The 14,193-nt window shown below is 69.8% G+C and carries 2 protein-coding genes; both read left to right on the top strand.

Annotated elements, in window-relative coordinates:
• Positions 1-86: 86 nt before the first annotated feature.
• On the top strand, positions 87-1,295 hold the full coding sequence (locus I6I07_RS24185) for a PstS family phosphate ABC transporter substrate-binding protein (protein ID WP_232625720.1): 1,209 nt from the start codon (positions 87-89) through the stop codon (positions 1,293-1,295).
• 200 nt (positions 1,296-1,495) lie between these two features.
• The gene (locus I6I07_RS24180; RefSeq protein WP_198484041.1) at positions 1,496-13,840 is read left to right on the top strand and encodes a filamentous hemagglutinin family protein; all 12,345 of its coding nucleotides are present in this window, start codon (positions 1,496-1,498) and stop codon (positions 13,838-13,840) included.
• Positions 13,841-14,193 lie beyond the last annotated feature (353 nt).

Genomic DNA, 14,193 nt, shown 5'->3' with positions numbered 1-14,193 from the left:
GTGGCCCCCCTTTTTTCTTGTTCGCGGCAACTACGCTGGCCGCGGCTGACGAGTGTCCAGCGGTTCAATCGGTCTCACCGGAGTCAATGATGCGCGCATGCCTTCGGCTTTTCCTGATGTTGGCCTTCGTCCTGCCGTGCGGCACCGCGCTGGCGCAGAACCTCGTCTCTGGCGGCGCCACCTTGCCCGCGCCGCTGTACCAGGACGCCATGGCCGACCTGCCAGGTGGCGGGCTGCAGCCCTACGCGGGCGCCGGCAGCGCGGCCGGGTTGCGCGCCTTCCTGCTGAATGACCCGGGTGCCTTCAATCGGACCGGCGCGGTTCACTGGGCAGGCAGCGAACTGCCATTGACGCAGGCGCAGATCGCCGCTTACCTGGTCGACGGGTGGGGCAGGCAGGGATCTCCGGCCAGCCATGGCCCATTGATCCAGTTACCCGCCGCCTATGTGCCGATCACGATCGCCTACAAGGGACCGACGCAGCCTGTGACCCTGACCCGCGACCAGCTCTGCGCCATCTTTGGCGGCGCGATCGATCGCTGGAGCCAGTTGGGCGTGACGGTTCCGGCGTCGCTGGACGCCTTCAAGCTGGTGTACCGGGCCGATGGCAGCGGCACTTCGCAACTGCTGACGCGGCACCTGCGGGAGGCCTGCCGCGTCAATGCGCCGAAGGCGTTCAGCGGCAAGGAGGTATTCCCGGATGAGTTCGCCCCGGGCGACCTGCCGGCCCATTTCGTCGCGGTGCAGGGCGACAGCGGGGCCGCGGTCGCCATGGCGGGCCACGTGTCGGCCATCACCTACATTGGACCGGATGCCACGTATTCCGGCGGCCTGAAACAGGCCTGGCTGGTCAATGGCAACGACGGCGTGGCCTATTCGCCGACGCCTGCCAATGTCGTGGCCGCAATGGAATCCGACGGTGCGCCGGTCTGGCCTGGCGGCCAGGTGATCGAGCGCAACCCCGCGTCCCCCTTCTGGGCGTCCGCGAACAATGCCGCCAATCCGTCCAATTGGGTGCGCATCCAGCCGGATCCGCGCACGGGCTATCCGATCGTGGGCTCGACCAATATCGTCTTGAGCCAGTGCTACAGCGATCCAGCGGCGGCAGCCGCCATGCGGCTGTTCCTGACGCGCCTCTACAACGACACCGCGCGCGTCGCCAATCATCAGCTGGTGCCATTGCCGGCCATGCTGCGGGCCAGGTTGCTGGCGACGTTCGTGGCGCCGGCGGGGACCGCCGCCAGGTTGAATATCGGCAACGCCACCGTCTGCGGCGACATCGCCGGACGGGGTTGACCCGCCTGAGAACGGCACTGTTACGCCACTCCACACCTTTTTTCCCGCCGCTGTCATCTGGCGGACACATCATTGCCCACAGCCGCGGTGATTCGCCGCGCGCGTTCGCACACGCCGCGATCACGCGCGGTGACGCGGCGCCGGCAACCAAAGCGACAGCCGCCAGCAGCGGCGCAGACACCCAGGATCAGAGAACCCGCATGAACCAGCACACAGGCAGCGCATCCCGAGGCGGCAAGGGCAAACAACGGGGAATTCCCGCATTCCGGCTGTCGCCAGCCACGCACGCCCTGGTGCTGGCCTTGTCAGCCACTCCGGCGCTGGCCGCCGGTCCGGCCTTCGGGCCAGGCTGGTTCTCCGACAAGCGGGCCACGCAAGCGCAGACCGCCGCCACCGGACGCCTGCCGGGCGGCGGGCTGGCGGGCATTCCGTCGACGCTGCGCGACCAGCAGCGCGCCAATGAACAGCTTCAGCGTTCGCTGGCCAATCTGAACCGCAGCGCCACTGCCATCGCCGCGCAGCAGGCCGCGCAGGCCGCGGCACGCCAGGCAGCGATGAACCAGGGGATCACCATACCGGATGGGATGGGTGAGGGCGGCCTGAAGGTCGATGCCAATCCGCTGACGGCCGGCTGGGTCAACGCGCGTGCCTTGACGGCCGATTCGCAGTCGGTGCGTGGTGGCCGCACCGTCGTCACCGTCGAACAGACCGCGGACAAGGCTATCCTGAACTGGGAAACGTTCAACGTCGGACGCAACACCACGGTGTCCTTCCAGCAACAGGGCGCGTCGTGGTCGGTGCTGAACCGGGTCAACGATCCGCGCGCGCGTCCCAGCCAGATACAGGGGCAGATCGAGGCGCCGGGTACCGTCATGCTGATCAATCGCAACGGTATCGTCTTCTCCGGCAGCAGCCAGGTCAACACGCGCAACCTGGTGGCCGCCGCGGTGGGCATGAGCGACGACCAGTTCCGCAAGGGCCTGTACAGCGCCAAGACCGGCGACGGCGCGAACGAGCGCTATACCCCCAGTTTCGGCAACGACCTGACCGGCCTGGGCAATGGGGCGCAAGCCACCAATGCCAGCGCCGGCGTGCGCGTGGAAGCGGGCGCCCGCATCCAGACCGCCGCGCCCGACAGCGTGACGCAAGGCGGCGGCTATGTCCTGCTGCTGGGGCGCGACGTTCACAATGCGGGCCAGATATCGACGCCGAACGGCCAGACCGTGCTGGCGGCGGGTGACACGTTCATCATCCGGCGCGGTCTGGGATCCGACATCAACACCATTTCCACCACGCGCGGCAACGAAGTGTCGGCGCGCCGCAATGCGGGGAGCCAGGCAGGCGTGGTGGCCAACACCGGCCTGATTCAGTCGCCGCTGGGTGACATCACGCTGACCGGGCACGACGTGCGCCAGCTGGGCGTGGCGGTGTCCAGCACCTCGGTGACCACGCGCGGCACGGTGCACTTGCTCAATTCCGCCAGTGACGCCAGTGGCACGATTCTGCTGGGCAAGGATTCCACCACCACGATCCTGCTGCAGGACGACGGCGCGACCGCGCTGGATACCCAGCGCGACGCCCTGGTGCGTCCGGTCTTGGACGAGGCGGACGCGTACCGGGCAACGGGCCAGGCGTTCGATCACCTTTCCAGCCTGCCCGATCGCCGCGACCAGTCGCGTATCGAACTGACCAGCGGCGGCACGATCGAAGCGCAGGATGGCGCGTTGGCCCTGGCCACCGGCGGCCAGATCTCCATCATGGCGAATCGCCGCACCTTGTTGAACGACGGCGCGCTGCTGGATGTGGCGGGCGCGGTCGGGGTCAAGGTGACGATGGAGTCCAACAACCTGAAGGTCAACGTCCAAGGCAACGAGCTGCGCGACGCGCCGGTCAATCGGGAAGGCAAGCTCCTGAACAACAGCGATATCTGGGTGGATCGGCGCGCGTTGGTGCAGGTGGCCAAGGGCGTCAATGGCTATGAGCGCGAGCGTTGGTACACCGCTGGCGGCTTGCTGGAGGTGGGCGGCTATCTGGGCACGAGCCGGCATGGCATCGGCGAATGGGCCGCGGTGGGCGGCACGGTGACGGTGGAGGGCGGCGAACTGGTGACCCGCCAGGGGTCGCTCATCAATATTTCCGGCGGCACGCTCGACGTGGCGGGCGGGTATATCAAACAAAGCTGGGTGCGGGGCGACGACGGCCGGCTGTACGAGGTCTCCCGCGCGCCGGGCGATCTGCTCTACAAGGGGCTGTACCGCGGTTACGAAGACACTCATGGACGTTGGGGCCAGAACGCGACGCGCTATTTCTACAACGCGCTGCTGGCGCCGCGAGAGCGCTACGAGGACGGCTACACCGCCGGCCGCGATGCCGGCCGGCTGGTCGTCGGCACGAAAGCCGCGGTGGTGGAAGGCGCCATCGTCGGCGTCGCGTTCGAGGGCGAGCGCCAGACGCAGGCGCGCCAGGCGGTGGAAGCGGGCTTGCGCCAGCAGACCGGCTATCAGCAATCGCAGCTGGCGCGGGCGCAGGCCGGGCAATTGATCGTCGGTCGCTACGTGCCCCGGCAGATCACCAACGGCGGCGCCACCAACTGGGGCTATGACCTGGCCGGGGCGGCCAAACAGGTCCTGTTTGCCGATGATGTGCCGCCGCTGGCGGCCAGGCTGGGGCTCGACGACCCTCTGCCGGTCGCGCGCCGGGACGCCGTGTGGCTGGACGCGGGCGCGCTGGATCTCGGCCAGATCACCGCCATCGCCGCGTCCGACGTCACGGTTCGGCAGAATTTGCAGGTGGCGGCCGGTGGTTCGATCGAGCTCTATGCGCCGACCGTTTCCATCCAGGGCAATCTGACGGCGCGTGGCGGCCGGGTCGCTGCCGGCAATGTACTGACCAGCGTCGAGCGCGAGACCTTCCTGGCGCCGGCCGCCAATACCTCCGCGCGGGTGGAAGTCGCGCCGGGCGTCACGATCGACGTAAGCGGCCTGTGGGCCAACCTGCGGCGCACGCCGGAGGACGCCGATGCGCTGGTGTGGCGCAATGGCGGCCAGATTTCGCTGCGCGGCACCGGCGCGGTGGCGCTGGCGGCCGGCAGCCTGCTGGATGCGCGGTCGGGCGCGGTACTGGACGTCAAGGGCAAGCTGATTGGCGGCAAGGGCGGCGACGTGGCGCTCGAAATGGTCAGCCTGAACGGCAGGGTGGCCGGCCCGGGACCGGTCGGGGTGACCCTGGATGGCGACGTGCGCGGCTATGGCGTGGCGGGCGGCGGCAGCCTGCGTATTTCCGCCAGCCGGGCGCTGCTGAGCGACCACGCCGACGCCGATGCCGGGCCCGGCGGCGTGGTCCTGCGCGGTGACCTGTTCCGGCGCGGCTTCGCGCGCTACGACATCAATGGCGACCAGGGCTTGAAGGTGGCCGACGGCATGCGGCTGGACGTCTCCATGCCGGTCTATCGACTGGCCTCCGACAGGCCGGACCCACAGGCGGCCACGTTCGACGACGTCCTGGCGTTGTGGACGCCGCCGTTGTTCCAGGAAAACGCGGCGACGGGCCGCATGACCCAACGCCTGGGCGCCAGCCTGTCGCTGTCGTCGTTCGTGCCCGCGACGCCATTGCCGGCCGGCACGCTCGACATCGGCAAAGACGCGCTGGTGCAGGTGGATCCGGGCCAAACGATCCGCCTGCAGTCGCGCGGCTTGATGCGCATCCAGGGCACGCTGCGCGCGCCAGGCGGCCAGATCGTGGTGGCGCGTGGGGCGGATGACCAAGGCAATGTCGCGCAGTTGGGCGGCCTGCCCAATTCCGTGTGGATCGAGTCGGGCGCGCGCCTGGACGTGGTCGGTATCGCCGCGACCGCGGTCGATGCCAGGGGCCGCCGTTACGGCAAGCAGCTCGACGGCGGCCGCATTGCCGTCGATGGCGAATTCGTAGTGATCCGCCCTGGCGCGACGCTGGACGCGTCGGGAACGGCCATGACGGTCGACATCCCGCAGGACGACGGCGCCGGCGCCGGCGCGCGGCTGGTCGGCGGCCGGGGCGGGGAAATCGCACTGAGCGCGATGGCCGGGCTCTACCTGGACGGCGCGATGCGGGCCGCGGCCGGCAGCGCCAACGCGGCCGGCGGCGCGCTGTCGCTCAAGCTCGAAACGCCGCTTTATGCCACCGGCACCGCGCCGGCGCTGATCCGCCCGCGCGAACTGCTCATTTCGCAGACGGCGGGCGCAAGCCTGCTGCCGGCCGATGCCAATGCGGCGACGGCCGCGCTGACCTACGGCCTGGGCCGGATCGGCGCGGACCAGATCGTCGCCGGCGGTTTCGGCGACGTGTCGCTGTACGCCCGCGACCTGTTGACTTTCGACGGCGACGTGACGCTGCAGGCGCGGCAATCGATCAGCCTGTACCAGGGCGCCCTGGGCAACACCCAGGCGGGCGCCAGCGTCCGCCTGATCGCGCCTTATGTGTTGCTGAGCGGCCGGACCAACCTGTCGGCCAGCATCGCGCAGCAGGTCGACGCCACGCTCAACGCCTGGCAGCCGTCCGCGTTGCCGGCGGCGGCCTTGCTGCAGGTCGAGGCGCAGCATATCGACATCCGCAACCGGGTCAGCATCGGCATGTCCGGCGCCGTGCAGCTGGGAGGCGGCGTCCAGCAGGCCGTCGAGCGCCGGGGCTACGACCGCCTGGCCTTGCGCAGCCAGGGCGACGTGCGGTTCCTGCCGGCGCATCCGGGCTCCGAAATGCCCATGAGCGGTCAGCCGGATTCCAGCGCCGTTCTCTCCCCGGGCGACGTGGTGCTGGCGGGGCAGCGCGTCTACCCCGCCACGGGGGCCAAAGGGTTGGTGGCGGCAGGGTGGCGGGGCGTCCGCTTGCCCTATGACGTCAACCGGGGCATCCGGATCGAGGGCGTGGCCGGCCCGCAGGCGGGCGCTGTTCCCCTATCCGTCCTGGGCACCTTGACCCTGACCGCTTCCAACATCGAGCAGGGCGGCAATGTCTATGCGCCGCTCGGCCGCATCGTCATGGGCATCGGGATCGATGACGCCAGCCGGCGGATCAGGTTGCTGCCGGGCAGCCTGACATCGGTCAGCGCCGCGGGGCTGACCGTGCCCTATGGCGGTACCGTGGATGGCCTGAGCTACCTGTACCAGGGCCTGGCGGTGGAAGCCCTGGGCGTCGGCGGCATGGACATCTTCAAGCTGGCGCGCGGCATCTCTTTGCTGGGGGGCGCGGTCGCGGTGGATGCGGGCGCCGTCATCGATCTGTCCGGCGGCGGCACGTTGGCCGGCGCGGCGTTCGTCAGCGGGCGGGGAGGCTCGACCGATCCGCTGTTCCATCCGTTGCCGCGTTTCGATGCGGCGACCGGAAAATTCGACCTGCCGGCGTTGGCCGACCGGCCGGTCTACGCGATCATGCCGGGTCTGGCGGATGGCTATGCGCCGGTGGCGCCGCGCGACGATGCCGCGAACTACGCGGGCTCGCGTCCGCGCATTGGCGAGACCATCACGATCGGCGCCGGCATTCCCGGGCTGGCGGCCGGCACGTACACCTTGCTGCCGTCCTACTATGCGCTGCTGCCCGGCGCCTTCCGCGTCGAGCTGGGGCAGGGCGCCCAGGGGGGCGGCGCCACGATGACCCGGGGCGGGTCCTGGTCGGTCGCGGCCACGCGCGGTCTTTCCAATACCGGTACGACGGATGCCATGCCCAGGCAGGCGCTGGTCACGCCGGGCGATGTGCTGCGGCGGCACGCGCAGTACAACGAAATGGACTACCGGGCGTTCGTGCTGGCCGAGGCGGCGCGCAGCGGCCAGCCGCGGCCGATGCTTCCCGCCGACGCCGCGGCGTTGGAACTGTTCTACCGCGGCGTTCCCGCGCCCGGGGCCGAGCCGGCCTTGCTGTTCGAGGGGCAGGCGCGCTTCGGCCGCGGCGAAGGCGGCTACGGCGGTCAATTGGTGGTGCGCTCTGATGGATCCGCCATCGAGATCGTCAACGCGGCGCCGACGGCCGGCCATGCCGGCCTGTCGCTACGGGCCGCGGACCTGAACGCGGTGGGCGCCGACCGCCTGTCCCTGGGAGGCTGGTCATACCAGCCGGTGACGGGCGCGGACCGGCGGCTGGGCACGGTGGCCGGCGGCAGCGACATCATCCTGCGGGGCGGCGCGCGCTTGCGGGCGCCGGAGGTCCTGCTGATCGCGTCGCCATCGAAGTCGATCCTGCTCGAGCAAGGCGCTTCCATCAATACGTTGGGCGCAGGCGCCGCGCCGTACGACGCGCGCCAGGGTTACCAGTATGGCAGCGTGGGCGGCAACAACATCCTGGCCGTGTCCAACGGTTGGCTCGATTTCTCCAATGGCGTCGGCGCCCAGGCGGGCAGGATCGAACTCGGCGCCTGCCCGGCGGGGGCCTGCAGCGGCGAGACGCAACTGTATTCGGAGGGCACCATCGTTTTCGGCAGCAACAACCTGGTGCTGCATGATGCGCTGCGCTATGGCACACGCAATCTGGTGGTGGCCGCCAACAGCCTGAACGCGGGGTCGGAGGCGGCCCTGGCCGACGCCCGGACGCGCGGCGTCCTGCCGACGGGGCTGCGCTTGTCGCAGGATTTGCTGCGGCGGCTGTTGGACGGCGATGCCGACAACGGCGCGCCGGCGTTGGAACGGGTGATTTTCTCGTTGCGCGATTCGATCAATTTCTACGGCAGCGTCAACCTGAGCACGCTGGATGCGGCCACCGGCAAATCCAGTCTGGCGCAATTGGTCTTGAATACCCCCGCGATCTACGGCTATGGGTCGGCCACGGATGTCGCGACGCTGTCCACCGACACACTGGTATGGAATGGCGTCGCCAATGCGGAGCCTGGCGCCATCGCGACCGGCGGCGCCGGCACCGGATCCGGCATCCTGACCTTGAACGCGCGCCGGATCGTGCTGGGCGATGCCAATGGCACGCTCCAGGTCCCGCATCAGCAGATGCGACGCCAGGCGCTGGGATTCGCCACGGTGAACATGGAGGCGGCCGAGCGCATCACCGCGGGCGGCGAAGGCAGCCTGGAGGTCTATCAGGCGCGCGGCAACTTCGTCGATGGAAAATTCCAGTACCAGGGCGGCACGCTCGTGCTGCGTACGCCCCTGGTGACGGGCGAGGATGGCTCGGTCACGCGGTTGACGGCCGGCGATCTGCTGCGGCTTGCCGGCACGGGCGCCGCGGCCGACGATGCCACGGTGCCCTGGGGTGCGACGCTGACGCTGCAGGGTAGCCGGGTAGAGCTCGACAGCGCCATTGTGCTGCCCAGTGGCAAGCTGACGGTGCAGGCCGAGCACGGCCTGACGCTGGCTGGCGGCGCGCGCCTCGATCTGGCCGGCCGTGCCGTGACCCTGATGGACCAGACCCGCTATGGCTGGGGCGGCGATGTGGAGCTGGAGAGCCGCAAGGGGGACATCCTGCAGGCCGCGGGCTCTGTCATCGATCTGTCCGCGCGCTACAACCAGGCCGGCAGGCTCACGGCCACCGCCCTGGATGCAGGCGCGGGCCTGATCGATCTGCGCGGCGTCATCAAGGGCCAGGCCAGCGGCGACTACGATGCGGGCGGCACCATCGTGCCCTTCGACGCGGGCGGCATCGCGCTGCGGGCCCAGGCCATCGCGGATTTCGCCGGATTGAACCAGCGGCTCAACGAGGGCGGCATCACCGGATCGCGCGCCTTCCAGCTCAAGCGCGGCGACCTGGTGATCGGCAGCGAGGTCAAGGCGCGGCGCATCGACATCGCGGTCGATGGCGGCAGCCTGACGGTGAACGGCCTGATCGACGCCAGCGGCGCGCAGGTCGGCAGCATCCGCCTGTCGGCCATGCGCGACCTGATCGTCAACGGCTTGCTGGATGCGCATGGCGCCCTGCTGCGGGTGGACAGCCGCGGCGACATCATCGACAGTCCCAACCGCGCGGTGGTCGAGCTGACGGCCGGCCAGGGCCGGCTGGTGCTTGGTTCCAATGCGGCGGTGGATCTGCGCGCGGGTACCGGCGTGGCCTCAGGGAGCGTGCCAGGAATGAACGACGGCCGTTCGCGCGGCACCCTGGATCTGAATGCGCCGCGGGTGGGCGGCAATGACGTGGGGCTGGATATTCTCGGCACGCCGCGCGTGCTGGGCGCCGAACGGGTCTCCGTCAACGCCTTCCGGCGCTATGACGACGCGCCCCTGGCGTCGGCGCCGGACGTCACCGGCCGCACGCCCCAGGTCATCACCCAGGCCTACCTGGATCAGCTGGACGCCGACAGCGTGGCCTACATGAACGCGGCGCTGGCCAATGCCGGACTGCGCGCGCGGTTGCAGGGGTACGCGTTGCGTCCGGGCGTGGAGATCGTCAGCCGCGGCGCCGACGGCGATCTGCGGATCGAAGGTGACCTGGACCTGTCGAATTACCGCTATGGCCCCAACGCCGACCGCAACGACCCGGCCCGGCGCGGGTTTGGCGAGGCGGGCGTACTGCTGGTGCGGGCCAAGGGGGACCTGAATATCTACGGCAGCATCACCGATGGTTTCGCGCCGCCGCTGGCCACCGATGACGATGCCCGCGCGTGGCGCCTGATCGGCCGCCGCAACCCGGACGAGGCCAACGGCGTGGACCTGGCGGGACAAAGCCTGATTCTGCCGCGCGCGGTGAGGTTGCGTGGCGGTACGTCTGGCGGCACGACGTTCCCGATCACGGAAAACGAATCCCTGAACTACGACTTGCCGATCAATGCCAACACGATCAAGGCGAATTCACGCCTGCCCGCGCAGGTCGAGCTTTCCCAGCCGCTGACCCTGGCGGCTGGCACGGTGCTGGAAGCCGATGTCCGTGCCGCGGATGGCACGCTCTATGCCAAGGGCAGCGTGCTGCGGGCGGATCTGGCATTGACTGCGGGCGCGCGGTTGGGGGCAGGCCTGGTCCTGAACCAGGCGATTCCGGTGCGGCCCTTCACCGTGCCGAAGGGGACGCCGCTATCGATCTTCAGTTCCCTGCTGACCCTGTCCGGGGATCTGTCGCTGGCCGCCGGCGCGTATCTGCCGGGCGGCACCGACCTGCGCTTCAGGAGTACCACCGTTGATCTGCGGGACCTGAATGACGATGGCGTGCAGGGACGTATCTGGGCGGTCGCGCCCATGCTCAAGGCAGGCGCCTCGTCGTGGAGCCTGCGCCTGGCCGGCGGGGCAGACCTGGATTCGGCGGACACGCGGGCGCTACTGCCGGCCTCCGGGCTGGGCGGTCGCGGCAACCTGAAGCTGTCGGATCCGCACTACCTGAAGGACCTCGGCATTGATCTGGGCATCATCGACCTGGGCGGCATGCTGCTGGGTGAAACGCCGATTTTCAGCGTCATCCGCACCGGGCGAGGCGACCTGGATATCCTGGCTGGCGGCAATTTCCAGCAGGGTTCCTACTATGGCATCTACACCGCGGGCACGCCGTCGGACACGGTCCGCGACGCGCAGGGCAATCCTGTCCTGGATGCGCTGGGCCGTGATGCCTACAACCTGCCGCGATCCGAGGTCGAGAGGCGCAACCAGCTCGAAGGTCAAGGCTCCGTGCTCGGCGTGGGGGCGGCCAGCTATGAGCCGCTGGTGACGGGCGACCAGTATGCCGCCTGGTATCCCGAGCGCGGCGGCAACGTGCTGGTCAACGTGCAGGGCGACATGCGCGGCGCGATCCGCGGCATCCCCGCCTCGACCAATGGCCTGGACGCGCGCGGGGCGTCCGCGGCGCCTGGCAGCTATCCCGGCTACTGGCTGTGGCGGCAGGGCGGCAAGGAGATTGGCCTGCAAACCGCCTGGTGGATCAATTTCGGTACCTATCTGCCGACGCCGTTCTACACCGAACTGCAGGATCTGGGGTTGCCGGTGGACGGCATTTCGGTCGAGGGATTCACCGGCTTCGGCACGCTGGGCGGCGGCAATCTTTCCGTGAACGTGGGCGGCAACGCCGGCGTGCTCAATCCGCTGAAAACACGCAATACGTCGAATGCGACCAGCCAGGGGCTGGCGCTGACGGTGGGCAGCACGGGACGCGTCACGCCCGATGGCCGGCTGGTTTCCACCGGCGGGGGCGACTTGAGCCTGCACGTCGGCGGTGCCCTGAACCCGCTCAAGACCGCCAGCGGAAGCGGAGGCGTACCGACCATCACGGGAGCGCCGTCGGATCTGAACGGCGTCCTGACCAATCTGCGCGGGTCCATTTCCGTCAACGCGGGCAGTATCGGGCGGGTGGATCCGATCTATGGCCTGGCCGATCCCTCGGACTCGCGTGGCGTGAATCCATTGCGCCCGACATTGGCGGCCCCGTCCGGCGGATTGGTGGTCGTGGCGGGGGATGCCACGGTCCAGCTTGGCGCGCGGGGCGATGCGGTATTGGGCGGGATGGGCGATGCCGGCAGGATGTACCAGTTTTCCGCAACCTCGTTCATCAAGGACGGCGTTGCCCAGCCTGGCGGCGCCAATAACTGGTTCTCGCTGTGGACCGAACGGACGGCACTGAACCTGTTCGCGGCCGGCGGGGCGGTGACGCCCTTTGCCGCGGCGCATTTCGACGACAGCGCGAGCAAGGATTCGACCCAATACACGGCAAGCGCTTACTCCAATATGTTCGCCTATCCGTCGCGGTTCAGCGCGGTGGCGGCTTCCGGCAGTATCTACTATCACGCCAGCCCCGGCAGCGCCACGTCGGAATGGGTATTTGCGCCAGGCAACCGCGGCAGCGTCGAGCTGCTTGCCAAGGGCGGCCTGTACGGCGGGGGCTATCGCACCAGCATATCCGGCGCGGATCCTGCCTCGGTCCCCACGCCGCAGCGGCCCGCTTATTTTGCGACCTGGGACGGTGGCGCGGTCACGACAGGAAACGCCATCGGCGCGGAAGGCGGCGTGTTCGCCTTTGGCTTCAATACGGCGGCGGGACGTCCCGCCCAGTCCAATGCGGGTATCGCGCGCTTCTACGCCGGTGGCGACATCGTGGGCCTGTTCACCGGCAGCACGATAACGACCACCGCCGGCGCCGAATACCACGCCGCCCGTCCCGTCAGCATCCAGGCCGGCGGCGACATCGTCAACCTCAAGGCCCTGATCCTGAACCAGCAGCCCAACGACGTCTCGCGCATCGTCGCCGGCCGCGACATCCTCTACGCCAACGTCGACGTGGCCGGTCCCGGCTGGCTGGAAGTCAGCGCCGGCCGCAACCTCACGCAGGAAGACAAGGGCCGCCTGACCAGCCTGGGCATGCTCGACGGCAGGCAGGCCACCGGCAAGGGCGGCGCCGGCATCGTCGCCAGCGCCGGCGGCGAGGGCGACTATGCGGCCTTCGCCCGGCGCTATCTCGACCCCGCCAACCGCGCCGACGCGGGCCAGCCGCTGGCCGGCCAGCCCGGCAAGGCGGTCAAGACCTACGAAGGCGAACTGGCCGACTGGCTGCGCCAGCAGCATGGCTACGCGGGGCCGGCGGACCAGGCCCGCGCCTACTTCGATGCGCTGCCGGCCGAGCAGCAGCGCGTGTTCCTGCGCCAGGTCTACTACGCCGAGCTGACCGCGGGCGGGCGCGAGTACAACGACACCGCCGGTCCGCGCGCCGGCAGCTATGCGCGCGGCCGCCAGGCCATCGCCGAGCTGTACCCGGCCACCGATGCGCAGGGGCGGCCGATCCACTACCAGGGCGATATCACCCTGTTCGGCGGGTCGGGCATCCAGACCCTGTTCGGCGGCGCGATCCACCTGCTGGCGCCGGGCGGCAAGATGGTCTTCGGCGTCGAGGGCCTGCCGCCGCCGTCCACGGCCGGCATCATCACCCAGGGCGCGGGCGACATCCAGATGTACGCCAAGGGCAGCATCCTGCTGGGCCAGAGCCGGGTCATGACCACCTTCGGCGGCAACATCCTGGGCTGGTCTGCCGAGGGCGACATCAACAGCGGTCGCGGCTCCAAGAGCACGGTGGTGTACACGCCGCAGCGGCGCCTGTACGACGATGTCGGCAACGTGACGCTGTCGCCGACCGTGCCCAGCACCGGCGCGGGCATCGCGACCCTGGACCCGATCCCGGAAGTGCGGCCGGGTGACGTCGACCTGGTGGCGCCGCTGGGTACCATCGACGCGGGCGAGGCCGGCATCCGCTACTCGGGCAACGTCAACCTGGCGGCGCTGCAGGTGGTGAACGCGGCCAACGTGGTGGGGCAGGGCAAGGCCACCGGGGTGCCGGTGCTGGCGGCGGTGAACGTCGCGGCGCTGACCAGCGCCAGCGCGGCGGCGGCCGGCGCGACCCAGAGCGCGCAGGACACCACGCGGCAGCAGCAGAACGCCGCGCGCCGCAATCTGCCGTCCATCATCAACGTGCAGATCCTGGGCTACGGCACCGAACCGGTGGCGGGCGCCGGAGCCGGCGTCGCGCCGGCCGGCGGCAATCCGCGCCCCGGCGGCGCGCCGCAGCCGCAGGGTTACGACCCGCGCAGCATCTTCCAGATGCTCGGCAATGGCGAGCTGGACGCGACCCAGAAGGCCCGCCTGACCGAACCGGAGCAGCGCGGCCTGTCGGGCGGCTAGAGCCCTTCGGCGGCCCTTGCCGCCGCCCATCCCCGGCCCGCGGCCCGTCGAAGGACGGCGCCGCGGGCCGGGTCGCGCGCGCCTGGCGCGGCCCCGTGGCAACGGGCCTGCAATGGCCCCAAAACCTGACGATTGGCTGTCATGCGGCAGTCACAAGCGCGACCTACATTGCCCATTCACCGATTAGCACGACGTGTTGCGGCTCCCCTTCAGCCGCGGGAGCGCGACAAGGGCTGGGCATGCATCTGGAGCCAATCAGGGCGGGCGGGGCGCGGGCGCAAGGCCGCCGGCGGGGTTGGACAGGCTGGTGGATCGTGTGGGGGTTGTGCGCGGTCCTGTGCTGGCGCCAGGCC

The organism is Achromobacter deleyi (assembly GCF_016127315.1).
In the GTDB taxonomy this organism is placed as follows: Bacteria; Pseudomonadota; Gammaproteobacteria; order Burkholderiales; family Burkholderiaceae_B; genus Achromobacter; species Achromobacter insuavis_A.
Note: the sequence above shows the minus strand (reverse complement) of the source record. Positions and strands in the feature narration are given on the sequence as shown.

Coding starts and splice junctions, on each gene's coding strand:
- I6I07_RS24185 (WP_232625720.1), top strand. CDS start 87: ATGATGCGCGCATGCCTTCGGCTTTTCCTGATGTTGGCCTTCGTCCTG.
- I6I07_RS24180 (WP_198484041.1), top strand. CDS start 1,496: ATGAACCAGCACACAGGCAGCGCATCCCGAGGCGGCAAGGGCAAACAA.